The 25,428-nt window shown below is 37.5% G+C and carries 26 protein-coding genes and 1 pseudogene; 15 read left to right on the top strand and 12 right to left on the bottom strand.

Going from position 1 to position 25,428, the window contains the following annotated elements:
- Positions 1-29: 29 nt before the first annotated feature.
- Positions 30-644, top strand: a complete 615-nt coding sequence (locus tag CC204_RS11125) for a DUF1054 domain-containing protein (protein WP_088270193.1) — start codon at positions 30-32, stop codon at positions 642-644.
- Between the two features lie 62 nt (positions 645-706).
- Here CC204_RS11125 and lepB read toward each other — a convergent pair whose 3' ends face one another.
- Positions 707-1,252, bottom strand: a complete 546-nt coding sequence (gene lepB, locus CC204_RS11120) for a signal peptidase I (RefSeq protein ID WP_088270192.1) — start codon at positions 1,250-1,252, stop codon at positions 707-709.
- A gap of 172 nt (positions 1,253-1,424) precedes the next feature.
- Here lepB and CC204_RS11115 point away from each other — a divergent pair, with 172 nt between their 5' ends.
- On the top strand, positions 1,425-2,510 hold the full coding sequence (locus tag CC204_RS11115) for an ABC transporter permease (protein ID WP_088270191.1): 1,086 nt from the start codon (positions 1,425-1,427) through the stop codon (positions 2,508-2,510).
- Positions 2,511-2,536: 26 nt separating this feature from the next.
- Positions 2,537-3,205 (top strand): ABC transporter ATP-binding protein, encoded by a 669-nt coding sequence (locus tag CC204_RS11110; protein ID WP_088270190.1) that lies wholly within the window; start codon positions 2,537-2,539, stop codon positions 3,203-3,205.
- 420 nt (positions 3,206-3,625) lie between these two features.
- Here CC204_RS11110 and CC204_RS11105 read toward each other — a convergent pair whose 3' ends face one another.
- From CC204_RS11105 to CC204_RS11080, 8 genes are all read right to left on the bottom strand, one after another.
- The gene (locus tag CC204_RS11105; RefSeq protein WP_088270189.1) at positions 3,626-3,862 is read right to left on the bottom strand and encodes a hypothetical protein; all 237 of its coding nucleotides are present in this window, start codon (positions 3,860-3,862) and stop codon (positions 3,626-3,628) included.
- Positions 3,863-3,948: 86 nt separating this feature from the next.
- Positions 3,949-4,434, bottom strand: a complete 486-nt coding sequence (locus CC204_RS11100; RefSeq protein ID WP_088270188.1) for a DUF2247 family protein — start codon at positions 4,432-4,434, stop codon at positions 3,949-3,951.
- Positions 4,435-4,445: 11 nt separating this feature from the next.
- Positions 4,446-5,930 carry an LXG domain-containing protein gene (locus tag CC204_RS11095; RefSeq protein WP_088270187.1) on the bottom strand — a complete coding sequence of 495 codons (1,485 nt, stop codon included), beginning with the start codon at positions 5,928-5,930 and terminating at the stop codon, positions 4,446-4,448.
- A complete protein-coding gene (locus CC204_RS21700) occupies positions 5,908-6,036 on the bottom strand; it encodes a hypothetical protein (RefSeq protein ID WP_257790115.1) in 129 nt (42 codons plus the stop codon). The genes CC204_RS11095 and CC204_RS21700 overlap by 23 nt, the downstream gene beginning before the upstream one ends.
- A 26-nt stretch (positions 6,037-6,062) precedes the next feature.
- The gene (locus CC204_RS11090; protein ID WP_088270186.1) at positions 6,063-6,272 is read right to left on the bottom strand and encodes a hypothetical protein; all 210 of its coding nucleotides are present in this window, start codon (positions 6,270-6,272) and stop codon (positions 6,063-6,065) included.
- Positions 6,273-6,287: 15 nt separating this feature from the next.
- Positions 6,288-6,458, bottom strand: coding sequence for a hypothetical protein (locus CC204_RS21175; RefSeq protein ID WP_157894272.1), 171 nt, complete (start codon positions 6,456-6,458; stop codon positions 6,288-6,290).
- An 834-nt stretch (positions 6,459-7,292) separates the two neighbouring features.
- Positions 7,293-7,904 carry a 30S ribosomal protein S4 gene (gene rpsD, locus CC204_RS11085; protein WP_088270185.1) on the bottom strand — a complete coding sequence of 204 codons (612 nt, stop codon included), beginning with the start codon at positions 7,902-7,904 and terminating at the stop codon, positions 7,293-7,295.
- A 247-nt stretch (positions 7,905-8,151) separates the two neighbouring features.
- Positions 8,152-9,477 (bottom strand): TPM domain-containing protein, encoded by a 1,326-nt coding sequence (locus CC204_RS11080; RefSeq protein WP_088270184.1) that lies wholly within the window; start codon positions 9,475-9,477, stop codon positions 8,152-8,154.
- Between the two features lie 363 nt (positions 9,478-9,840).
- Here CC204_RS11080 and CC204_RS11075 point away from each other — a divergent pair, with 363 nt between their 5' ends.
- The 4 genes and pseudogenes from CC204_RS11075 to CC204_RS11060 all read left to right on the top strand — a co-directional run bounded on the left by CC204_RS11075 (position 9,841) and on the right by CC204_RS11060 (position 12,888).
- The gene (locus tag CC204_RS11075; RefSeq protein WP_088270183.1) at positions 9,841-10,638 is read left to right on the top strand and encodes a formate/nitrite transporter family protein; all 798 of its coding nucleotides are present in this window, start codon (positions 9,841-9,843) and stop codon (positions 10,636-10,638) included.
- 73 nt (positions 10,639-10,711) lie between these two features.
- A pseudogene (locus CC204_RS11070) lies at positions 10,712-11,359 on the top strand (DNA alkylation repair protein).
- A gap of 23 nt (positions 11,360-11,382) precedes the next feature.
- Positions 11,383-12,159 carry a Cof-type HAD-IIB family hydrolase gene (locus CC204_RS11065; protein ID WP_088270182.1) on the top strand — a complete coding sequence of 259 codons (777 nt, stop codon included), beginning with the start codon at positions 11,383-11,385 and terminating at the stop codon, positions 12,157-12,159.
- Positions 12,160-12,420: 261 nt separating this feature from the next.
- Complete coding sequence (locus CC204_RS11060) at positions 12,421-12,888, top strand: DUF5626 family protein (protein ID WP_088270181.1); 468 nt, start codon at positions 12,421-12,423, stop codon at positions 12,886-12,888.
- Here CC204_RS11060 and CC204_RS11055 read toward each other — a convergent pair.
- A complete protein-coding gene (locus tag CC204_RS11055; RefSeq protein ID WP_088270180.1) occupies positions 12,885-13,412 on the bottom strand; it encodes a helix-turn-helix domain-containing protein in 528 nt (175 codons plus the stop codon). The genes CC204_RS11060 and CC204_RS11055 overlap by 4 nt on opposite strands.
- 206 nt (positions 13,413-13,618) lie before the next feature.
- Here CC204_RS11055 and CC204_RS11050 point away from each other — a divergent pair, with 206 nt between their 5' ends.
- Positions 13,619-14,047, top strand: coding sequence for an LMxysn_1693 family intestinal colonization protein (locus CC204_RS11050; RefSeq protein ID WP_088270179.1), 429 nt, complete (start codon positions 13,619-13,621; stop codon positions 14,045-14,047).
- A 29-nt stretch (positions 14,048-14,076) separates the two neighbouring features.
- On the top strand, positions 14,077-14,673 hold the full coding sequence (locus CC204_RS11045) for a CPBP family intramembrane glutamic endopeptidase (protein ID WP_088270178.1): 597 nt from the start codon (positions 14,077-14,079) through the stop codon (positions 14,671-14,673).
- A 477-nt stretch (positions 14,674-15,150) separates the two neighbouring features.
- On the opposite strand, the gene def is transcribed toward CC204_RS11045, so the two are convergent.
- Positions 15,151-15,714: a peptide deformylase gene (gene def, locus CC204_RS11035; RefSeq protein ID WP_088270176.1), complete on the bottom strand. Its 564-nt coding sequence runs from the start codon at positions 15,712-15,714 to the stop codon at positions 15,151-15,153.
- A gap of 298 nt (positions 15,715-16,012) precedes the next feature.
- Here def and rpsO point away from each other — a divergent pair, with 298 nt between their 5' ends.
- The 6 genes from rpsO to CC204_RS11005 all read left to right on the top strand — a co-directional run bounded on the left by rpsO (position 16,013) and on the right by CC204_RS11005 (position 23,492).
- Positions 16,013-16,282 carry a 30S ribosomal protein S15 gene (gene rpsO / locus CC204_RS11030; RefSeq protein ID WP_088270175.1) on the top strand — a complete coding sequence of 90 codons (270 nt, stop codon included), beginning with the start codon at positions 16,013-16,015 and terminating at the stop codon, positions 16,280-16,282.
- A gap of 297 nt (positions 16,283-16,579) precedes the next feature.
- Positions 16,580-18,694, top strand: a complete 2,115-nt coding sequence (gene pnp, locus CC204_RS11025) for a polyribonucleotide nucleotidyltransferase (protein WP_088270174.1) — start codon at positions 16,580-16,582, stop codon at positions 18,692-18,694.
- Between the two features lie 186 nt (positions 18,695-18,880).
- Positions 18,881-19,741 (top strand): rod shape-determining protein MreC, encoded by an 861-nt coding sequence (gene mreC / locus CC204_RS11020; protein ID WP_162288345.1) that lies wholly within the window; start codon positions 18,881-18,883, stop codon positions 19,739-19,741.
- Between the two features lie 7 nt (positions 19,742-19,748).
- The gene (gene mreD, locus CC204_RS11015; protein WP_088271702.1) at positions 19,749-20,258 is read left to right on the top strand and encodes a rod shape-determining protein MreD; all 510 of its coding nucleotides are present in this window, start codon (positions 19,749-19,751) and stop codon (positions 20,256-20,258) included.
- A 179-nt stretch (positions 20,259-20,437) separates the two neighbouring features.
- Positions 20,438-21,751, top strand: coding sequence for a coiled-coil domain-containing protein (locus CC204_RS11010; protein WP_088270173.1), 1,314 nt, complete (start codon positions 20,438-20,440; stop codon positions 21,749-21,751).
- A 439-nt stretch (positions 21,752-22,190) separates the two neighbouring features.
- Entirely contained in the window at positions 22,191-23,492 is a 1,302-nt protein-coding gene (locus tag CC204_RS11005) for a coiled-coil domain-containing protein (protein WP_088270172.1), read from the top strand.
- 126 nt (positions 23,493-23,618) lie between these two features.
- Here the strand turns inward: CC204_RS11005 and CC204_RS11000 are convergent, their stop codons facing one another.
- Positions 23,619-25,415, bottom strand: a complete 1,797-nt coding sequence (locus tag CC204_RS11000; protein WP_088270171.1) for a M3 family oligoendopeptidase — start codon at positions 25,413-25,415, stop codon at positions 23,619-23,621.
- Between the last annotated feature and the right edge of the window lie 13 nt (positions 25,416-25,428).

The raw sequence follows: 25,428 nt of genomic DNA, 5'->3' as shown, positions 1-25,428 counted from the left end.
ACGAACAAGCAAGAGGAGAAATGACTGTAATGTTGATGTTTACTGAAAAAGATTTTGACGTATTTACAATAGAAGGCTTAGATCAAAGAATGGAAGGCATTCGGGCAGTGATCCAGCCGAAGTTTCAAGAACTGGATGACTATTTTGCAGAACAATTAGGAGAACAGTTGGAAACAGAATTTTTTGTGCATATCGCGCAACATCGCCGTAGAACTGTCTATCCGCCTGAAAATACATGGTCTGCTTTGAGTCAGAAAAAGCGCGGCTATAAAATGGACGCTCATTTCCAATTGGGTATTTGGCCGGATTACTTATTTATGTGGCTGTCGTTGATCGATAACCCCAAAAATGAAAAAGAAATCGCTCAGGCCTTTTTAGACAATCAAAAATTATTTAAACAATTGCCGGATGATTTCTATGTATCGATCGATCATACTCAGCCTCAAATTGAACGCTTGAATGAAGCTGATTTAGAAAAAATCCTTGTTCGTTTTAGAGATGTGAAAAAGGGTGAGTTTCAAATTGGCCGAATCATTGAAAAAACAGATCCCTTACTGAATGATCCAAACAAGGCACGTGAATATATGCTACAAACCTATGAAGCATTGCTACCGTTATATCAATTAGCTAAAAAACATCAGTAAAAAAATTAAAAAACATTGAAATGAGAGAAATCATGCCTCTCGCTTCAATGTTTTTTTGTCATTTATTGTAAACCAATTTTATTCAGCGGATAATAGCGGAAATAAACGACCCCATAAATATCCTTTTGATCGACAAAACCAAAGTAACGACTATCATCGGCACGTCTTCGGTTATCCCCTAGAACAAAAAAATGGCCATCAGGAACGACTGTATCAGCACCAACTTCTATTGTATTTAGAGAAAAGTCTTTTGTTAAGGGTTTTCCATCTGTTAATTTTGCTTTTGCCTCATCTAAATAAGGTTCATCATAGGGCTTATCATCAATATAGAGCTGATCATTTTCGATGCGGACTGTTTCACCCGGAAGTCCGATGATCCGTTTGACGATTCGTTTGCCATTGCGGGGACTAGGGAATGTCGCCGTGTCAAAACGCTGGGGCTTGATCAACGACGATTGCCATAAACGATCCGATTCATGATATGTTGGCTCCATAGAAATACCGATAACTTCTACAGGAGTCAAGACAACTTTTCTAAGAAATACAACAAATGCAACGGCAACAGCTAGCTGGATCACGGTGTATAAATAGGGATGCTTATTCTTCATTAAAAAGCCTCACTTTGCGTATAGTTATGTATTTAGTATATCAAAGAAAAGGTAGGAAGAAAACAAGGCTAGAGGATGACAATTCATCAGCTAAGCAAATTTTTTGTTGTGTGATCGAAAGTTTGCTATACTTTTTTACAGAAACTTATCGATCGATAAGGAGGAGGATATAATGTTTTTAGCATGGAATGAAATCACCCGTTCAAAATTACGATATGCACTGATCATCAGTGTGATGTTTTTAATCTCGTACTTAGTTTTTTTCTTAACAGGTTTAGCCTACGGTTTGGCGCAAGACAATCGGACAGCTGTGGATAAATGGCAGGCGGATGGAATCGTCTTATCAGATGAATCCAATACGAATATCAATATGTCGATGATTCCGTTAAAATCTCTTGACGATGTGAACGCCAAAGAAAAGGCGGCATTAGGGCAAACGGCAGCTGTGATTCAGCTGGATAAAAAAGGTGCTGAGAAAGTCAATGCCAGCTTCTTTGGCATCAATAAAGATGAATTTTTGATGCCGAATATCATTGAAGGAAGAGCATTCAATAATGACGATGAAACAGTTGTAAATAATAGTCTGAAAGAAGAAAACAACTTTAAACTAGGGGATACGATCAAGCTTGCCGGCAATGACAAGAAACTTAAAATCGTCGGTTTTACAGAGAATGCCAAGTTTAATGTTGCACCAGTTTTGTATGTCTCGATTAATGCTTTTCAGGAAATTCGTTTTGAAAAAGCCGATACTTCTGAAAATGCTCGAATCAATGCAATCGTCGTTCGTGCAAAAGAGGGTGCAATGAAGAATGTCGAGTTAACTGGGAATGATTTAAAAAGTTATGGAATTCAAACATTTATCAATAAGCTTCCAGGCTATAATGCTCAGGTTTTGACTTTTGGGTTCATGATCGGCTTTTTGATCGTGATTGCGGCGATCGTCATAGGAATCTTTATTTATGTACTGACGATGCAAAAAGCAACGATTTTCGGCATCATGAAAGCACAAGGGATCTCTGGAAAATACATTTCAATTTCGGTCATCGTTCAAACCTTTGTACTAGCAGTGCTAGGAATCGCAATTGGATTATTGGGAACAGTGGGTACATCACTTGTCTTACCAACGGCCGTTCCATTTCAAAGTAACTGGGTATTTTTCTTAGTCATTGGCGGAGCAATGCTGGTGATTGCCGTTTTAGGTGCACTGTTTTCTGTGCGGACGATCGTGAAGATCGATCCATTAAAAGCAATTGGTTGATAATAAAAAAGAAGTAGGTGACGAAGATGAACGCAATTGAGTTTTCAGCTGTGGATAAAAAATTTCTTGATGGAGATACAATGATCGAAGCATTAAAAGAAACCAACTTTTCTGTTGAAAAAGGGAAATTTGTAGCAGTGATCGGTCCGAGTGGCTCCGGAAAAAGTACATTTTTGACCCTTGCAGGTGGGCTTCAAACCCCAACGAGTGGAGAAGTTAAAATCAATAATGCTCCTTTTAGTCAGGAAAATGAAAAGAAGAGAGCTAAGATTCGTTTTGACGAAATCGGTTTTATTCTACAGGCATCAAATTTAGTGCCGTTTCTAACTGTGGAAAAACAGCTTCGTTTAGTGGATAAAGTAAAAAAGGTAAAAACTGATACCGCTAAAGTGAATGAGTTATTAACACAGCTGGGGATAGAGAAATTAAAACGCAAGTACCCTGATGAAATTTCTGGAGGAGAACGTCAGCGTGTAGCAATTGCTAGAGCTTTGTACAATGATCCTTCGATCATTTTAGCAGATGAACCAACAGCTAGTTTAGACTCCGAGCGGGCGTTTGAAGTAGTCAAGATCTTGGCTAGAGAAACCAAAGAAAAAAACAAAGCCACGATCATGGTAACTCATGACCAGCGGTTGATCGAATATTGTGACGACGTCTTCGTGATGAAAGATGGCGTGCTTACGAAGCAATAGATGGATAGATAGAAAAGAGGATGGGACAGAAGTGTTCAACTCCAAGAACCAAGTAGGTACTGTGCGACACTGTTTATCTGCGACGAGTCTTTGACGAGAAGGCATCAACTCATTCTTCGTTGTGTTCTACAGCAATGTCAGCTTATTTCCGAAGCCTTCAATTCTTAGTGCTTTAGCACTTAGGATTTTGCTAGCTTCACTTTGTTCTTTGAACAATGGTGAAACTGTATGCGTTAGCTCATGTGATCGAAGCGAAGTGCAGTGTAGTAGTTACTTCTGCTTCCACTGTTTATTCGTTTTAAAAAGGACTGGGGCGTAACTCATAGAGTTATGTCCCAGTCCCTTTTAGAAAATAGTTATGTTAGTGAGTAGAGAATTGCTAGTCTGGCTTCAGACAGAACGTGGATTCACTTTTTAGCACTAGCTCTTTTTTTGTTCTTCTTGTTTTTTATGCTCTAAATATCCTGATCGAATCAAATAGATGGTCCATGCAGAAAGTGGGATACCGACGATTAAAGTAAAAATAAATGACTCGTAGTCTTTTTCAAAGATACTTGTGATTGCCATATTTAAGAAAATTAGTGACAATCCTATGTTAAAAATATAACCAAAGAGTATTCCTAGATGTTGTAGTAGAAATTTTGGGAAAATAAACATGTTGTGTCTCCTTTCAAGGGACTGACCATTTGATTGATGAGTTATAGCTTGCTAGCCAAGTTGCAAATCATATGGTAAAGTGATTTTCATTTTTGTTTTATTTTATTTTTTTCCAAACTTAAAAATTGGTGAAATCTATTGACTAAATCTTCTTTTGAAGTAGGTTTTTCTTGAGGCATATAATTTATAAATTCAGCCATATCTTCTGGGTAGCCATTATTTCCATAAAATTCTGCTATTTTTTTTAATAAATCATCAGTATCATTAACTGCTTCGTTTAGTTTAGAAAGATAAACGAATCTAAGTTTTCGTTCTTCTATTTTATATTTCTCACTGCCTTCTTCTAAATCAGGAAAGTATCGATTTTTTAATTCAAATAATACTTGTTGTAAATTATTAGAATCAATACCCCAAGCTAGCTCGATAGTAAAGTCATCTTCATCACCATTTTCCAGCAATTCTATTGCATAATCGGAAATTATTTTTGATTCAAAGAACTTTTGATTAACTCCGATATAGATTGTTTCCCAAGTATAACTTACTTGATTGTTTTTTAAATCTATTAGTTCCATTTTTTCTCCTTTTATTTTTTAGGTATTTGATTTGGTTTTCCTGTTAAAACACCACCATCAATAAATCTTCTGTGGCTTATGTCTCCATTGGGCTCAACAATCCATTCGAAAACACCACTTTTACCATTGTTACGACCTTCAAGTTGAAAGAATTTTCTATCAATACCATCTCCTCCAACTAAAGGGTATTCATTTGTAGCCGTTGGATAATTATCAATGATATCAGGAAATCCATGTTCTTTAGCAACTTGTGGAAATTCTTTTTCTATAACAGGTTTTCCTTTTGGATCTTTCCCCCACACAGCTTTTATGTCATCAACTTTTGCACCACTTTCAACTCGCCGTCCATTTAAAACAGGACTTTCAAGGTCAGAAATAACTTTCTGATTAGTCCCACCAGACTTTTTACCAGCTGTCTGCGCATTCCTCACCGCAGCCACTGTCAGACCAACACCCCACGCCGCATCCCAAAATCCAGATTCTTTCAGATCATTCACAACACCTTGGGCATGGTTCAAACCTTGAAAGTCAGGCATATTGACTGTCGCGCCACTGAAATAATCTTTTCCGCTCTTTTGAAATTCTATTACTCGGCGGTCCATTTCTGTCGGACTTAATTCTACCACATCTAAGTTGTATTTTTTGATGAGCTTTCTTAGGTTATCGGACAAATCCTGCTCACTTATTGGATATCGTCGGCCGTTTTTTCCAAACATGTACATGTCTACACCACGGTCGGTATCGATGATGTGGATGATTGTGCAGCCATCAAGTATTTTTCTATCTTTGACTTCGATCGCTTTTTCGCGCTCCGTCCAATTTTTGTTCACCTCATTGATCCAAGTTCGATCAGTTAAGGAGAAACCTTTTCCATTCCAAGCACCTGGACCAACATGTCCTTTTCCACTGACACCCAACGCCTGCATGCCTTTAGCCACTAGCGATCCGGTATCCTTTATCCCAGTAAAATAACTAGTGGACTGTCCGCAAAAATCAAGGAACTTCTCTAATTTTTCTTGTATCTTTGCTTTTTTCGCTTGATTTCGTGTAATTCCCGCATCCATACTGGCGATTGCCGCTTCAAAGCCTGCACCTAGCAGTTGCTCTTTTTCGTCTGATAGGCTTCTTTTCTGTTGGGCGTAGTTTTCTTTCGAACGCTGGAAATCTTGAATCAGCGCGTTGGCTTCATCGATTTGCGCTTGTAATTCTTCGGAATCTAAATCTTCACTACCGCATGTTGAAAGATAGCCTTGCACATACCGTTCATTCGCCTGCACAACTGCTTCACCGTGCATGATCGCCGCTTTGCAAAGTGCTGGATAAACAGTTGAAAGATACGCTTTGATCGACTCCATGCCTGCGCCGCTCAGTCCGACTGCTAATTGTATGCCTTGCGTAGCGATTGAAACGGCATCGAGTGCTTGACTGTAGGATTTTCCGAAGGCTTGGATCTCTTCGGTCTGGGTTTGGACTTCACCAATGATCATTTTGACCATCAACCTCATCCTCCTTTCTCAGCTGTTGCAGCTCTGCTTCGTAAAGAAGGTCACTTTCATCTTCTAGGCGACGGTTTTCTTTGTGTAATGTTTCTTGTCCGTCCATCAGCTCATCAAAGAAATGGCGTTCGGCTAAACGTGATTCTTCTGTGACTTCTTCAAAAAGGGTCCTTCTTCCTGCCGATGAAAGTAGGTGAGAACTTGGTCGTTATGGTGACGTTCTCTGGCAAATAAATGTTCTGTCTCGCTCATGCTTCGTTCCAACAACGTGTTGAGCGTACGATTTTCCTCTTGTTTTTCTTCATTTTCTCTGCGTTTTTCTTGTAACTCCTTTTGGGTCATTCCTTCTCTCCTTTGTTACGGTCGTCGTGTAAATAGTTGTTTCGCTTGTTGATCCGCTCGTTTAAATGCGGCGACAGCAGTTTGACCAGAAGAAAAGGTCACTGTTTTGGAAAGTGACAAACGATCATTCGCCAGCCCGATTTGAGTAGCTTGTTTCTGGGCTTCTGCTTCATTCAATTCGATCATTTTGATCCCTCTTTTCGTTATTTAATTCAGAATAGCATACTTCGTATTTTAAAATCTACAAAATGTTAATTTATTTTATACAAAAACAAGTATTAGCAATCTTGAAATATGTTTAAAAATAGTTTATGTTAAACTTGTATTTGATCGAAAATCAAGCAAGGGAACAGTCGATTTAGGAAAAATTGGGTAATGAATAATTTTTTTATTTGTACGCATCGACTAGGGCAACTTGTCGTTGTCAGAACAGCTTTCACTGCCTTTAATAAAAGGTGAGAAGGACGTGTCTCTTTCGGGAATGAAACTTGACACTTTTTTCTAGACCTCTTTACACCAAAAAAGTTATTTGCTGTTCACTCTTTCGGCGAGACTGTTTCCTTGCTTGACCGATAGAACGAAAAAACACGGTATCAGCCACCTGCTGATACCGTGCAAAAGTTCAATAAATAAGCATCGAACTGTTATTTAAAAACGCAATTGAGGTGCAAAAAAAGCTAGTAATTCACACAAAAATTGAGTAAAATAAATACAGTCAATGAAAATTGACTAGGGCAACTTGTACGATCAGGTCCGTCTGATTGTATAAGGCTCTGTAGGTCGACGCCAATCTTCCTGCAGAGTGCCTTTTTATTTTGTCTAGCAATGCTAGATTTTATTCGTTCTATCTGCCTCAATTCTACCCTTAATGACAAACCAAAGTCAATGCTTTTTAAACATAATTATCACTTAAAGTAGGTTTTATATTTTTATTATACAAAGAAAAAACGACTGAAAATCGTAAAAGATTTTCGGTCGTTTCTTTTTGACTTGCGTCCAAAGATTCCCAAGAAGTGAATCTTAAAGTTTTTGGTTGTAGTATTCAACGACAAGCGCTTCGTCGATATCAAGGTATAATTCATCACGTTCTGGTAAACGAGTGAAGCTACCTTCTAATTTTTCAGCGTCAAAGCTTACAAATGCTGGACGTCCAACAGTTGATTCAACAGCGTCTTTGATTGTTACAACGTTTTGAGATTTTTCACGAACAGAGATCACTTGACCAACTTCAACGTGGTATGAAGGGATATCTACACGTTTGCCATCTACAGTGATGTGGCCGTGGTTTACTAATTGACGAGCTTGACGACGAGTAGTCGCAAGACCTAAACGGTAAACGACGTTATCTAAACGTTGTTCTAGTAAGATCATGAAGTTAACCCCGTGTTTACCTTCTTTGATCTTGCTTGCTTTGATAAACAAGTTAACGAATTGACGTTCGTTCATACCGTACATATGACGTAATTTTTGTTTTTCAGTTAATTGCATACCGTATTCAGAAACTTTACCACGGCTGTTTGGTCCGTGTTGTCCTGGTTTGTATGGGCGACGTGCTAGTTCTTTACCAGTTCCTGATAGAGAGATACCTAGACGACGAGAGATTTTCCATGATGGTCCTGTATAACGTGACATTCAAAATTCCTCCAATAAAATAAGTTTTTTGGAGTAAAATAATCTTCTGAAAAATTCATAATCGTGCAGTTCATTCTTCAACTTTCACCTTTGCAGCCGTGGTTACGCAGTTGAACCTGAGAAGCTTAGACATCAAGGCAATGAACTGTTGACGAGTCTATTATTTTTCTGCTGCTTATTTTACACGATGATTAGTATACCTCAAAATAGTGGATAACTCAAGCTTTTTCTTGAGTTATCCATTGAATTACCAACCACCGGATGCGCCTCCTCCGCCAGATGACCCGCCGCCGAATGAGCCCCAAGACGAACCGCCACCGTCTGAACCATTACTGCTGTCAGACCAGTTGGCAGAATTATAGTTAGAAGTAAGGTAAGTTGTGGTTAATACATACCCATCTCCTGAATAAAGGGTATCGCCGATCAAGACCCGTCCAAACGCTTTTCTTTGTGCTGAAGGATGCTTCAATAAGCGACCTTGAGCGATCGAACGGCGTAATTTTCTTTTTGAAGCGATCAACGAACTGCCGCTTAACATCAGGTGGTAGAAGTTTGTTTGTTTCATTTCAGCGAGTTGTGTTGCTGCATCTTCATTTGTGAAGCCTGAAATTCGGTTTTGATAGTCGCCGTAAGTTTGTTTTAAAGCTTTTCCTGCAGAAAGACTCCGGATCACTATGATCAAATTCGTCAATAAAGCAAAAAATAGAAAGAACCCTAATCCCCAACGGCCCCATATAACAGCACTTTTTTGACTCTCGACTTGATTGATTTTAGAATCGACTAAAGCAGTTTTGGTATTCATTAGAGGAAATACTTGATCGAGCACTTGGTTGACTGCTTGGTCATATTTTTCATCTTTAAATGCATCAACGACATCGTCATCATTGATGATCGAATCAGCGGTTCCATCAGGAATCAATCCTTCTAATCCATAACCAACTTCTAAACGAAATTCGCGGTCATCCAAGGCAATCAGATATAAAATACCGTTATTTTCATTTTTATCGCCGATCCCCAGTTGATTGAATAATTTATTGGCGTAAGATTCGATATCTTCCCCGCGTGGTAATTCAGGGATAGTGATGACTTCTAATTGTGCTCCGTTGGTACTGGCAGCTAATTGTTTGTTTAGCTCATAGATCTTCTGTTTCGTTTCTTTATTTAGCATATTTGCATTGTCTGAAACAAAAATATTGTTTTTGTTGAGTGTGATTTGGCTATTTGTTCCTTCGATAGAAATCGTATAATTATTTTCTGATTGAGGATACTCTTTTAAGTTCGCCAAATTTTCTTGTAAAATCGTGTCAAAGGATTTCTCAGCTGTGACGATTTTTCCAGATTCGATCGCAGCTTTTTCTTCTTGAAGAGTATTGAGCTCTTGGTCAAAAGCAGTCATTTTTTCGTTATAGCTAGCGCTCGCTGAGAAAAATAGACTGAAAAGACCTACAAAAATCATTAAGACAACCAAGAAGATGACCGAGAATACGTTGTTTGTTGCCCGCATCGATTTATACTGATTTTCAATTCGTTGATTTAATTTGTTTACGTTAGTGTCCTGTCCTTGTTTTATCATTTCGTTCACCTTACTTTCCCCATAGTTTGGCAAAATCTTTCTTCAAAGGTTATCTATTTTTTATAAAACAACCCAATGTCTCTTGTTCAATAGATAACTTAGTTCCATTTTACCAGTAAAATGCAAATTCTCATCGGTCTTCGGAACGATTTTCTCATTGTTTTTTCATAAAAAAGAGGAAACTGGCAAGAAAGAATGAAAATGAGTAGAGGAATGAGGAACTTTACCACTTGTTTTGCTTATAATAGAAAAAAGTGTTACTTTGTATGAAAAAGCACTAGACAAAACGAGTAGAGGTCTTTAAAATAGTAAAAGATGTTTTTGAAAATATAAGATGAAAACAAATTGAAAAGGAGAAACAACATGAAACCTGTATCGCCGTTATTTGAGCAGATCGATAAATCAATCAATAAAAAAATGAACTTATTCCAAAGTAGTTTTCTACGTTATGCTTTTCGTGCTATGCTTGCCTGTATGTTCTTGACATTAGGAACAGCTGTGGCCTTCGCTATTGCTATGAAGGGTGAGGATATCGTACACGGACTAGGCAAAATGCTTTATGCCTTTATGTTCAGTTGGTCACTTGTCATGATTCTTTATATGAATGCTGAATTAGGTACATCAAACATGCTGTATATGACTGTTGGTGTTTACCGTAAAAAAATCAATTTCTCTTTTGCTGCAAAAATTTTATTTGCCTGTATCTTCTTTAACTTAGTTGGCGGTGTTCTTTTCGGTTACTTGATTTCGCTGACGGTTCCATTTCAGGATCTAGCGCCAGATAGTTTCTTCTTTACATCGATCGCTGGTAAGTTGAATAAGACAACTACACAGATTTTGGTTGAGGCGATTTTTGCCAATATCGTTGTAAATACAGCGGTTCTAGTAAGTATGCGTATGAAGGATGACGCGGGGAAAGTCGCTGCGATCATTTTCATCATCTTCATTTTCGCTTTCTTAGGCTACGAACACGTTATCGCAAACTTCCCGGCATTTAGCTTAGCTTACTTCGCTTCTCACGGAACGTTAGCAGCAATGACTGTGGGCAGTGTTGCGCACAATCTCTTCTTTGCCTTGATCGGTAACTTTATCGGGGGCGGTTTAGTGATGGGATTAGGCTATGCATGGCTGAACAATGCAGATACAACTTATTTAGATTAAAAAGCAGAGTGCGGGATTTTTCCCCACTCTTTTTTGCTGTTATGCGTGAATGGACGAAAGAGGGAGTAGAAAGATGAATGAAGTTGTCTTTATTAAAAATGAAGAGAAGTCGCAGCAAATGGCTGCTTACATGAAAAACTTATTTGCCTTTGCTGGTGTCCCTGCACCAACACGCTTGGCAATGGAAAAAGAACTTTTAAAAGCGAGTAAAAAGCTGTCATTCGTAGAACTATTTGAGCTAGTACATTTTTATTATGCAAAATCAGAACGAGAATATCAGTATGTTGCGATCGATCTAGCAACGGTAAATGTGAAGCGAATGTCCCTTGAAGAAGTATTACAGTTCAAACCACTAGTCATTGAAAAAGCCTGGTGGGATAGTGGGGATGCTTGGCGAAAATTTTTTGCGTTGTGGGGAGCTAGCCACTTCGAGGAAATGCCGCGATTATTTGCTGCTTTTTATGGTGAAGAAAGCTTTTGACATCGGCGTGTAGCAATCAATTTACAACTATTATACAAAGAGCAAACAGACACTGAGCTGTTGAAAAAAGCCATTATTTATGATAAAACTACAGATGAGTTCTTTATTCAAAAAGCGATCGGCTGGTCGTTACGCCAGCATAGTAAAATAGACCCTCAATGGGTCCAAGAACTGATTGCAACGATGGAACTAAGTCCATTAGCAGTCAGAGAAGGCAGCAAGTATTTGCCAAAATCATAGAAAGCGAGCGGAATTAATACGCCATGAAAAGAAAACTTTTTGCATTTGATATTGATGGAACATTACTAGGAAGCGACAAGCAACCACTGGAGAGTACAAGAGAAGCATTAGCACTACTTAGACAGCAAGGTCATCTGGTGACTGTTGCTACAGGCCGCAGCCGTTTTATGGCGCAGGATATTATTTTAGACTTAGATTTTTCAAACTATGTTCTTTGTAATGGTGCTGCCGCATTTTTAGATCATGAGCAGTATTATCAAAATTTATTGGATGAAAAAGAGTTGCAGCGCTTTTCATCTGAACTGGAAAAAAGAGAGATCGGTTTGGCGTATGTCGGCTTAGACGACGTGAAAAAAAACAATCACCACCGCCAGTTACAAATGGCGGAAGCAATGGGCTCGATTGATTTTGCAGCTCCAGAATATGATGGGGATTTTCATAAGGAAAATGATGTCTATCAAGGCTTAGCATTTTATGATGAATCATATAATGGTGTGTTTGATAGTGAGTTTTCTAAATTCCGCTTTGTTCGCTGGCATCCTCAAAGTGTAGATATCGTGCCAAAAAGTGGATCAAAAGCTGCTACTTTATTGAACTTAGCAGATCGTGTCGGAATCGAGCGGGAAAATATCATTACGTTTGGTGATGGCGAAAACGACCGAGAAATGCTAAGAGAAGCAGGAATCGGTGTAGCGATGGGCAATGCACTGCCGCATATCCAAAAAGAAGCGAAGTTTGTGACAGATACCAACGATAATGATGGGATTTGGAAAGCGTTGAAAGAGTTAAAGGCGATTTAGGGAAAAGTTATTTATATAGCAGGTAGATGAAACTGTAAATGATGTTCTTAAAAGGACTTTGTTTACAGTTTTTTTATGTGCTAATCCGAATGAATTGGTATTATAAGTCTCCTGTTACTTGGTCCTAAATTAAGCAAGGATCGCCTTGATATCTTTGTCATTATTGATGCGCAACTATAAGTTGACACGCTGCAAACCGAACGGTGCTTTCTTTCCAATTTCCTTTTTTGTACGGTTAATTATAAAAAAGGAGTGATCGTTATGAAAAAGATATTTATTTTTGGGACTGTAGTATTTTTAAGTCTGGTTAGTAAGGGAGCTGTTAGTTACGCAGAAGAAACTCCAACATCTGTTACTTATCCATTACGTACTACAGAAAAACAAATTTCGAGCATTATTACAGAAGAAGGAGAAGAATTGATTATCACAATAGAAAAAGAACCAGCTCTTTCTAGGGCATTAGGAAACGGTACGTACACTGTTTCTACTGAAAGAAAAGGTTCTTGGAGAGCTAGTTATCAGATAACTATAAAAAACAATTCAATTACTACTGCAAAAAATGCAAAAGCGGTTGCTATATCCGGTTCATTTACTGGTAAATCCTTGCGAATCGACAATTCAAAGCAAGCAACGTACTATTTAAAGCGAAAAGTGGGTACCTCTACAGTAACAATCAATCTTCGAGCAAAAATAAATGGTTCTAGATTAAATGTTTCAGTTTTAACTTAAGGATCAGGTGTATAGTTTACTTCAATTTTTTGATCCCATAAAAGATAGTCGCCAACCATAATGAACATAAAATACAAATTAATTAGAATGCAGCACACGCTTACAATGTTAATTAACATGTAAAATGTGTTGCTTTTTTTATTCCGTTTCATAATGATTGGGGCAATAAATAAACCTAATGGGGCAGCTATGGACAAACCAATGACGACAATCAGTAGTAGCAACCCTTCATCCTTTTCCTCAAGCCCTGGGTGATGAATCCAGTCTAACTTTTTTCGATGCTCGTCTATCGTTTGGTTATTCTCTTCAATTTTTTTCTTCAATACTTTATTTTCTTGGACGAGTTCGTCAATTGAAACTTCATAAATTTTGCTAAGTAACACTAGATTATCAATGTCCGGATAACCTTTTCCAGTCTCCCATTTGGAAACTGATTGACGAGAAATATTCAATTTAGTTGCCACAGCCGCTTGTGAAAGCCCTTTATTTTCTCTATGTGCACGTAATCGATCAGCTAAAACCAATAGACTTCCCCCTTTAAATTTTCATACTTAATCATACGACATTTTGAATGAAAAAGATACCGATTGTTGGATTATATTATGACAACGATTGGTTGCAACTGATAAAGCAACTGAGTGTTGTCATGCTGTAAACTAATAGGTGCTTACTAAAAATAGCTTTCTCGTGCAATGATAATGCCATATCAAAAAGAAAGAAGGTTTTATTTATGAAAAAAATTTTGGTAAGTGTCTTGTTTAGTGGTTTATTATTTGGTAGCGTAACATTAGGAGTAACTTCTGAAGCAAGTGAAGTAATCAATGATAATGACGAATATTATTATATAATTGAGGATACTTCTCAGATTCAATCGCGTACATGGGCAAAAACGCAAAGTTATACTATAAAAAAAGGCAAAAGAACGTTCTTGGGGAACTATACTACATCTAGAAAGTCGACTATTGAGGTAACTACTCAAGCGGGACCAGTAAAAATAAAATTGGGTCATACTTATTCTGAGAGTGGTAAATTCAAAAAGTACAGACAAGAAGCGAAAATCACAGTTACTTATAAACGTTATAGAAAAGTAGATAATAAATATGTTGATACCAAAACGGTAACTTCCAATACATCATACACAGATTATGTGCCAGCATAACTTAATCAATGAAAAGAGTGAACTGATTAATGCTTAAAATTATATATCTTTCCATTTATTTTTTAGTAACACAAATAATTCCAGCTATAGGAACTAGCTGGAATTATTTTGATCCAACTTATCTATTCATTCAAAAAATAATTCTTATTTTGCTAGCGATTTTATTCTTTAAAAAAGAGTTGATTGGAAGTTTAAAAATAGTAAAGTTGAGAAGAGCTGTTTACACTGTAATAATTACGTTTGTGGTAATGCTGTTTACGTACATAATAATAGCTACTATGTTAAATACAAAAGTCGTTTTTGCTAGGTATGATTGGAAAATATTATTTTTTGTTGAAAGTATTTTTTTAGGACCGTTCATAGAAGAAATTGCTTATCGATATTGTTTTATTAATTCTGATCATAGCTATTTAAAAATAGTTATGGCTTCAATATCTAGTGTACTATTTGCATTCAATCATGCAGCAGCTGCAAATTATAATCTTATATTTTTAATTCCATTTTTAGTATTGGGAATCATTTTAAGTATATTTTATATAGTTGGAAAAAATATTTGGTACAGCATTTTAGCTCATTCTTTTTTCAATTTTATGATCTTTATTACTCCATTACTCATGAGTAGCTAACCATTGAGTCTAGAAATTTTTAGATTCGTTGTATCATTTTGAGAAGAAGAACATGCAAAAACGTATTCTGATTGCAAGTCAGCAACTATGATTCAGTTCATAAATTCAGAAAAAAATAGTTTTTTCAAGAGGAGGGAATAATTTAGATGCATAAACAAGATAGAAAAAACTATTTGGTTGTTATAACAGTCTACATTTTGGTTAGGCTAATTGTTTTAATAAGAGATAACAACCTTTCATTATCTTATTTTCTAAACTACGAACTATCAGGTGTAATAGGATTTGTAATTGGGTATACTTTACTTTACTATATAGTATTAAAGAAAGATAAATAACGAAAAGTCTTATAAGGTAATTTAGTAAGATGGATAAAATAGAAAAAAATTTATACAAAAAAACCAACGATCAATCAATTTAACTGATCGTTGGTTTTTTCGTTAAGGAATTATTCTCTAAAGTTGTATATTTGTCAAGCACTTACTCAATCACCAGCACGCCATCTTTCAAAGCAAATGGGTTTTGCTGGTTGATATGATCATAAAACATCACACCATTTAAATGATCGATCTCATGCTGAACGACGATCGCTTCGTAATTTTTCAAGCGGATTTTTTGCTTTTCACCTGTAATGTCAGTATAAGAAAGGGTGATCTTGTTATGACGTACCACATAGCCTGGGACTTCGCGGTCTACCGATAAGCAGCCTTCACCTTCGCCTAAGCAAGCGTCTTGAACAGAATGGCTCAAAATTTTAGGATTATACATTACGGCACTCAATGTTGGTTCAGGATTTTCTAAATCGTTACTTGGTACATGGACTGCGATGATACGTTTTGAAATATCTAGCTGAGGTGCAGCTAGACCAACGCCACCGCGTAAAGCTAGTTCCTCTGCTTTGACTGGGTCTTGGCTGTTTTTCAGAAATTCTATCATTTCTTCGCCTAGCTTGATATCTTCATCAGATAGCGGCACGGCTACTTCTTTTGCCACTTCTCTAAGCGTGGGGTTTCCTTCACGGATAATATCCTCCATGGTGATCATGGGATAATTCCTCCTTCGATTATTTAAAAGTCTAAAAGCGAAGACACACGATTTCGGTTTTGTCTTGCTGTTTGATTAGCTTCATCTATTTTATTTGCTCATCTAGTTTATCATAAAACGTTGAAAAATGGGATAAATTGCTGAAAAAAACACGATTGATCTCAAGCTTAGTCTTGCATTTTTACCTTATTTCCTGTAAAGTATCACTGTATGAAAACATACCGTCTTTTACTTGGTTGTGCGAATCACCAACGCATTACTCAGTAGGGAGATGACTATTAAAGAAGAGGTGAAAAACATGGCAATGTCAAAAGAAAAGAAAAACGAAATCATCAAAGAGTATGCTCGTCATGAAGGAGATACTGGTTCACCAGAAGTACAGATTGCTGTATTGACTGCTGATATCAATCACTTGAATGAACACGCTCGCGTTCACAAAAAAGATCACCATTCTTACCGTGGACTAATGAAAAAAATTGGTCACCGTCGTAACTTATTAGCTTATCTACGTAAGACTGATATCCAACGTTACCGCGTATTGATCGAACGCTTAGGATTACGTCGTTAATCATTGAGAGGCTGAGCCAGAAGCGCTTTGCTCTGATGAAATAAAGAAGGAATTCACGAAAATTTTATAAATTTTTGTGAATTTCCGTTTATTTCCGTCGGAGCTGCTTCTGACTCGCCATTTTTGGCTTTTTAGTCTATTTAATAAAGGTTCAGTATCCTTGAAAATACTAAAATAATCGAATCTTTGGAAAGGTTACATAAATCTACTAACCAAATAAAAGGACTCAATTTTTTGAATCTTTTCATTTGTTTAGTAGCTGTCTGACTTTTCCAAAGGGCAAAGGAGAATCGATACATGTCAGAAAAACAAGTATTCAAAACAACATGGGGCGGACGACCACTACAAGTTGAAATCGGTCAATTAGCTAAACAGGCAAACGGAGCTGTTTTAGTTCGTTATGGTGAGACAGTTGTTTTAACTGCCGCAGTTGCCTCAAAAGATGCAAGAGATTTTGACTTTTTCCCACTAACAGTCAACTACGAAGAAAAAATGTACGCAGTAGGTAAAATCCCAGGAGGATTTATCAAACGTGAAGGACGTCCAAGTGAACGTGCAACGTTAACTGCTCGTTTGATCGACCGTCCGATTCGTCCAATGTTTGCGGAAGGTTTCCGTAATGAAGTACAGATCACAAATACTGTCATGAGTGTAGAACAAGATTGTACACCTGAAATGGCAGCGATGTTTGGCTCATCATTAGCCTTGGCGATTTCAGATATTCCATTTGACGGACCGATCGCAGGTGTTGATGTTGGTCGTGTGGACGGCGAATATGTGTTAAATCCAACTGTTGAACAGGCTGAAAAAACAGATATCGAATTAACAGTAGCAGGTACGAAAAAAGCAATCAACATGGTTGAGAGCGGCGCAAAAGAAGTATCAGAAGAAGATATGCTAGGAGCCTTACTGTTTGGTTTTGAAGCAATCAAAGAATTAGTGGCTTTCCAAGAAGAAATCGTTGCTGCTGTCGGCAAAGAAAAAATGGAAATCAAACTTTTGCAAGTAGATCCTGACCTGAAAAAAGAAATCTTCGATGCGTATTATGGTGCAATGAAAGAAGCCGTAATGACAGAAGAAAAACTTGCTCGTGAAGTCAATATCGATGCGATCAAAGATCAATTAAAAGAAGCCTATGCTGAAAAATTTGCTGGTCATGAAGAAGAAGCGCAAGTAGCTAAAGAAGTGAAGCAAATTGCAGAAGATCTAGAAAAAGATGTTGTACGTGAATTGATCACGATCGATAAAATCCGTCCTGACGGCCGTAAATTAGACGAAATTCGTCCACTGGCTTCAGAAGTCGGTATTTTACCACGTGTTCATGGTTCAGGCTTATTCACTCGTGGACAAACGCAAGCCTTGTCCGTTGTGACATTGGCACCACTTGGCGAACATCAAATCATTGATGGATTAGGTGTAGAAGACAGCAAACGTTTCATTCATCATTATAATTTCCCGCAATTCTCTGTTGGTTCAACAGGGCGCGCAGGATCACCTGGCCGTCGTGAAATCGGTCATGGTGCTCTAGGCGAACGTGCGATGGCGCAAGTTATTCCTGATGAAGCGGATTTCCCATACATGATCCGTGTCGTTTCAGAAGTGTTAGAATCAAATGGTTCCTCTTCTCAAGCAAGTATCTGTGCTGGGATCTTAGCATTGATGGATGCAGGTGTGCCGATCAAAGCCCCTGTTGCCGGTATTGCGATGGGACTTGTCAGTGATGGCGAAAACTATACGATTTTAACAGATATCCAAGGGTTGGAAGATCACCTAGGCGATATGGACTTTAAAGTTGCTGGTACTGAAAAAGGGATCACAGCACTACAAATGGATATCAAAATCCAAGGAATCACAGAACAAATCTTGACAGAAGCATTGACGCAAGCGAAAAAAGCCCGCATGGAAATTTTAGCGGAATTAACTTCTACTTTGGCTGCACCGCGTCCAGAGTTAAGTAAATACGCACCTAAGATCGAAATGATTCAAATCGCTCCAGCTAAAATCAAAGATGTTATTGGTAAAGGCGGAGAAACGATCAATGGTATCATCGATGAAACCGGCGTTAAAATCGATATCGATCAAGAAGGTAATGTAAGTATTGCCTCTGCTGATGCAGATATGATCAAAAAAGCAATCAAGATCATCGAAGAATTAACGAAAGAAGTTGAAGTTGGACAAGTTTACTTAGGTAAAGTCGTTCGTGTTGAAAAATTCGGCGCTTTTGTTAACCTGATCAAAGGAAAAGATGGCTTGATCCATATTTCTCAATTAGCGAATGAACGTGTGAACAATGTCGAAGACGTGGTTAAACTTGGCGATGAAGTACTTGTTAAAGTAACTGAAATCGACAAACAAGGCCGTGTGAACGTGTCACGTAAAGCATTATTAAACGAAGAGAAAAAAGAAAAATAGAAAAAATGGCAACAAAACAATAAAATTTGATGTAAAAGCAGAGTAGGGCTTATGCCTGCTCTGTTTTTTGTTATAAGTAGAATATATTTAGTAAAAAAGTGTAAAGTCGTACCACAGCTCTTTTGTTTGTCCGAAATTAGTGGTAAAATTATTGCTATCAGTCTAAAGATTATTCGAGGTGTCGATGTGAAAAAGTTTAATCCAAATAAAAATATAATCATTACGTTGATTGTCGTGATCATCGTAGTAACGATCATCAGTTTGACCGCTGCCAATCGAGCGAATAAAGGGAAAACAAATTTAGGTCAATCTGCTGTGAATGATAGCGTAGGATTTATTGACAAAATAGTCTCTTTCCCAGCTAAAGCAATCGGTGGCGGTATTTCATCAATCAGTACTCTTTTCAATACATATGATGAGAACGAACGCTTGAAAGAAAGAATCGATAGCTATGGTGAATTGTCGATTCAAAATGATAATTTGAAAAAAGAAAATGAAGCGTTGAAAAAAGAACTTGCGCTAAACGAAACATTAGGGAACTATGAAAGAGTAACTGCTACAGTTGTCACACGGACCCCTGATATGTGGCAGGATATTTTGATCGTTGATCGAGGGTCAAAAGACGGAATCGAACCAAATATGGCTGTATTATCTCAAAAAGGATTGATCGGCCGTGTCATCGAAGTTAGTGCTTCTACTTCAAAAATAGAGTTATTGACGTCCAAAAATCAGAACTCAAATCATTTTCCTGTTCAGATCAATTCAGCAAACGGCGACTCATATGGTCTTTTGAAAACGTACGATGATAAAGAAAACACCTTGATCGTGAGTCAGATTGTAGGAGACTTGGATATCAAAGAAGGAGATGTTGTCCAAACATCAGGGTTAGGTCAAAATTCTCCAGCTAATCTACCAGTCGGTGTCGTCGAAAAAGTGAAGCCGGATAGTTATGGCTTAGATCGAGAAGTTTATGTAAAACCTTATGCTGAAATGTATAATATGCCTGTGGTTACGATCATTAAGAGATTAGCAGGAGCGGGGGAGTAACATGCAGATGATCAAAAAAGAAAATGTGAAATACTACGCGCCTGTAGTTTTCTTTTTACTGATGCTGATCGATGGACAGTTGACGCATGGCGTTGAAAATTTGATGGATAACATTTATTTTCCTAGTGCTCATATTTTATTATTGGCTTTTCTAATGGCCGTACCGAATTTGTCTAAACGTTATTTATTGATCACTTCGTTGGTTTTGGGCTTGGTTTGTGATAGCTATTACTTGGGTATCATCGGAATTTATACAGTGGCCTTAGCTGCGACAGTCATGATGATGTTCCGTTTTCAACGTGTGGTACATACAAATTTATTGACTGCATTTTTTGGGATGATCATTTTTGTGACAGCGTATGAATTAATAGCAGTTGGTCTGCAGGTTATTTTTTCAATATCAAAAGTAGCACCGATTTTATTTGTCACAAAAGTCTTAGGGCCAACATTGATTTTTAACATGCTGCTATTTGTTTTACTTTCATATCCATTAAAACGACTATTTGCTAATGAATAGTCGCTTTTTATTGGCACTGTTAGATAATAAAGCAAGATGGTCTTACGGTCATGAAACAATTTTGTAATATCTCTTTTATCTGCATGTCATACAGCTATGATACAATAATGCCATTGACTAAATAAAAAATAATTTTGATTTATATAAACGAGTTCAGCACATACCGGAGGAATTAAAACGTGAAAAAAAGTCTATTATCAGCATTGATGGTTTGTTCAGTCACTCTTACAACAGTTGCTTTACCACTTGCAGCAGTTGCCGACGATTATGATACAAAGATCGAACAACAAGATAACATCATCAATGACCTAAAAACAAAAGAATCACAAGCAGCAGCTAAGCTAGCAGAGATCGAGTCAGATATGCTAGAAACAGCGACAAAGATCGATGAGCTGACAGCTAAGAAAAAAACATTAAAAGATGAAATCACAAAATTATACAACGAAATCTCTGATTTAAATGTACGTATCCAAAAAAGAGAAGTTCAAATGCGTAACCAAGCGCGTGACGTTCAGGTTAGTGGATCGAGCAATAGCTATTTTGATGTGATCCTTAACTCAGAATCCATCGCAGATGCAATCAGCCGCGTTCAAGGGATTACGACATTAGTCAATGCGAATAATGATTTATTAGAACAACAAACAAATGATAAAGAAGATGTGGAGAAGAAATCTAAAAAGGTTGAAACTCAAATTTCTGTTTTAGAAACATCGACTAAAGAGTTGAATACAAAGCAGGCATCTTTAGATACGCTAAAATTAGAACAAGAAATTGCTAAAAATGAGTTGGAAGCACAACGTACAACTGAAGAAAATAAAAAATCAGAATACGTTGAACAAAAAGCAGCAGCTCAGAAAAAATTAGAACAAGAACAAGCAAGAATAGCAAAAGAACAAGAAGCACAAAGAAAAGCAGAGGCAGAAGCAGCTGTTAAGTTAGCGGAAGCACAAGCTGCTAACCCAGGTCTTGTTAAAACAAACGTTGTAGAGAGCAATGGTACAACAACCGAAGCACCATCTACACCAGTTTCTGAAACGCCGACTGGAAATACAAATAGTATCGGTAGCGGTAAAGTATCAGAAGCGAAGAAAAAAGCAGCACAAATTGCCTTGAGTTCAGTTGGTCAAACAAATCCGACGGGTTGGGGACAAAGCGGTGAATGTATCGTTGCTGTTCAAAACTGGCTGAATGCTGCTGGAATCAGATTTACACCAGGAGGACCTCATAGCGGATATACTCAATCTGGTGCGGTTCAAGTATCTTGGTCTGATGTTCAAGTAGGTGACGTTGTCCAATATGAAAATGCCCTTAGTCCTGATTCATGGCTAGACGGTGTTCATACAGTTCTAGTTGTAGGGGTCAAAGGAGACCAAGTTCAAATCGTTGAGTCAAATAATCCGGCAGGCTCTGGATATGTTTCAACAACGACTGGCTGGACACCTAGCCCGTATGCAGCAAACTTTAGAGCTGTCGTATGGCGTTTTCCAGGCTAAATAAGTAAATGCTGAATCCCAGAGAAAACCTTCTCTGGGATTTTTTGTTTTGCTAAAGAAAAGACGTTGTAAAGGAGTAGAAAAGAATAGAGAAATCAAAAATGACTTTTAGCAGAAACTATATGCTCTAACTCTTTATAATTGTATTCTTTGCATTGATAGAGTACCCTGAAATAGTTGCTGATACTTTCAATCATTCTCTAAATAAAAAGATACGATTAGGAAATAATCGAAAATGTTATTATATAGGCGTTTGAGGTGTTAAAATAGTGTATTTTTAATTGTTCTATGTGCCTTTCAAAAATGAAATACTCCTGTAACATTCTTATTATATGTATGACATGTGACTATGATACAATGACTTCGTTGTTAATAAAAGAATGTAAAATACTCATACGATGAAGATTATATTATAAGTAAAATTTCGGAGGAATGAATAGTGAAGAAAAGCTTATTACCATTACTAATGATTTGCTCATTAACCCTTTCAGCTGTAGCATTACCAGCAATTTCTAATGCAGATGAAGTGGATTCAAAGATTCAACAAAAAGATCAAACAATTAGCGGATTAAAATCTCAAGAAGCTGACGCTCAAAATCAATTAGCATCTGTACAAAACGAAGTGGCTTCTATTAATGAAAAAGCACAAACTTTAATTGCTGAACAAGGCAAATTAAGAAGCACATCTACAAAATTAGAAAAAGAAATCACGCAATTAACAAAGCGTATCGACAAACGTGAAAAAGCGATCCAAAACCAAGCTCGTGACGTGCAAGTCAACGGAAACAGCACTAGCTACATGGATGCGATCTTAAATGCAAAATCAGTTTCAGATGCGATCACTCGTGTAACAGCGATGTCTACGATCGTTAATGCAAACAACGACTTAGTGAAACAACAACAAGAAGATAAAAAAGCCGTTGAAACAAAGAAAACTGAAAACGAACAAAAATTACAAGATTTACAAGATAACCAAGTAGCTCTTGAAGCTCAAAAAGGTGATTTAGTAAAAGCTGAAGCTGAGTTGAACGTATTACAAACAACTTTAGCTGCAGAAAGAGCAACAGCTGAAGACCAAAAAGCTGGCTTAGAAAAAGAAAAAGCAGATGCGATCGCAGAACGTGCACGTATTGCTGAACAAGAAAAAGTAGTTGCAGCGAATGCGAAGAAAGCAGCTGAAGAAGCGGCCGTAGCAAAAGAAACAACGCCAAGCACTACTACAGCATCATCAACTGAACAATCTACAACAGGTTCAACAGAAAATCAAACAACACCAAGTACAGATAATGGTAACAGTGGGAATGTAACACCAACACCAGATCCAACTCCTACACCGGATCCAGTGCCTACACCTACTCCAGCAGATCCAGATCCTGTATTGCCTCCATCAACTGGCGGTTCTGCAATCTCAGTCGCAGCTGCACAAGTAGGTAAACCATATGTATGGGGTGCTAAAGGACCAAACAGCTTTGACTGTTCAGGACTTGTCTACTATGCATTTATGCAATCAACTGGCCGTAATGTTGGTGGATATACTGTAGCACAAGAAAGTGCTGGTACACGCATTTCTGTAGGTGAAGCTCAAGCAGGAGATTTATACTTCTGGGGTAGCCCAGGTGCTTCTTACCACGTAGCGATTGCTACAGGTGGCGGCGGTTATATCCATGCTGGTAACGAAAGTACAGGCGTTGAATACAGCAACGTTGGTTCATTCACACCAAGCTTTGCAGTACGTATGTAATCAAATAAACTTAATTATCTAAGAATCAGACAATCGTCTGATTCTTTTTTTTACAAAAAAGTTGGAGTGAAAACAGATTTCCAGTTTCACTCCAACTCTCTAATAATCAATTAAATAGGACTATTCCTATTTATTGACGTAGGGTTCAGTTAATGCCATAAACTCATTTACATCCTTGATGACTTGATCGATTCCTGCTTGCCAGAAATCAGGCTTAGTTAAATCAACCCCAAGATGTTTCTTAGCTAAGTCTTCTGATGTCATCGATGCAGTATCACGCAGTAATGCAATGTATTGATCTTCAAAGTCACTGCCTTGTTGATTCGCATAAGCATAAATACCCATACTGAATAAGTAACCAAAAGTATATGGGAAATTATAAAAAGGGACATCATCGATAAAGAAGTGCAATTTACTTGCCCAAAAATGTGGATGGTAAGTACCAAGACTATTTTGATAGCTTTGTTTTTGTGCTTCAAGCATTAGTTCTGTGATTTCATCTTCACTTAGCAATCCTTCTTTTCGTGCTGCGTAGAAGTTCGTTTCAAAGATAAAACGAGCATGGATGTTCATGAACATTGCAATGGCATTTTGCATTTTTGTATCTAGTAAATTAATTTTTTCTTCTGTTGTTTCCGCTTCTTTTAGTGTCGCATCTGCTACGATCAATTCAGCAAAGGTACTTGCAGTTTCAGCTACATTCATTGCGTATTCTCGATCAAGTGTAGGAAGATCCCACATGACACTACTATGAAAAGCATGACCTAATTCATGAGCTAAGGTAGCAACTTCGTTGATCGAATTACCGAAAGTCATAAAAATTCTGGATTCTTCCGTTTCGGGTAGCTCAGTACAATAACCACCAGGGCGTTTACCAGGACGGTCTTCTGCTTCGATCCAGCTTTTCTCAAATGCAGTTTTAGAAAATTGAGCCATTTTCGGGCTGAATTTTTCAAAGTTTTCTAAAATAAATTCAGCAGCTTCGTCAAAACTGAATGATTTTTCTTTAGAGTCGCCTAAAATAATCGGTGCATCTTGATCTTGCCAATCCATTTTTTCTTTGCCGAATAGTTGAGCTTTACGTGTTAAATAGTCAATGAACGGTTGTTTATTTTTCTGGATCGTTGCCCACATAACGTCCAATGTTTCTTTTTGCATTCGATTGTAATTTAGCGGTTCTTCAAGAAAATCAGTTACATTGTGTAACTTGTATTGATTCAAACGAAAACCGTCCAAATGATTCAAGGTATCGGCTAGTAAAGGGGCTTTTTCTTTCCAAGCTTTTTCCCATGCAGTGAATAGTTCTTCTCGAACTGCTTTGTCAGGATCACTCATCATTCGATTAAACGCTTGTCCAGCTGAAAGAACTGTGTCTTTAAATGGGATAGCAATACTTGCAACGATCGTATCATAATGGCTGCTCCAAGCGTTAAGTCCATCGAGTGACAAAGTATTGATGATGTGTTCTTCTTGTTCAGAAAGTAGTTTTTTTCCATCTCGACGAATTTCATTTAAGCGAAAGGCAATTGCTTCAAATTCAGAAGAAGTAAGAAGTGTAGTCCAAACATCATCTGAAATTTCTGTTAATTTTTTCGTGAAGATCGTTTCAGCTAATTGGATTGCTGGCAATAAGGCATAAAGATCACCTGAAAGTGTTTTTGCTTTTTTATCTGAAGTATCGGCTGATAGTAATGCATTGATAAAACTATTGCATTGTCCAAAGCCATTTGAGATAATGCCTTGTAATGATAAAATTTGCTCCATTTCTTGATAGTTTGTATCCTTATCTGGTTCCCAACGGTTGATTAATTGATGGTAATCATTGCTTTGTTTCTTCAAGTCAAGCATCCGTTGTTCTAATTGAGCCGATTGGCTGCCGCCTGGAAAAATACTATCTAAATCCCAAATCATTGAATATGTCATAAAGGTTCCCTTC

Origin of the sequence: Enterococcus wangshanyuanii (assembly GCF_002197645.1) — a bacterium.
Taxonomy (GTDB): domain Bacteria; phylum Bacillota; class Bacilli; order Lactobacillales; family Enterococcaceae; genus Enterococcus_L; species Enterococcus_L wangshanyuanii.
The sequence above is the reverse complement of the archived record's forward strand: the minus strand, read 5'-3'. Positions and strand labels throughout refer to the sequence as shown.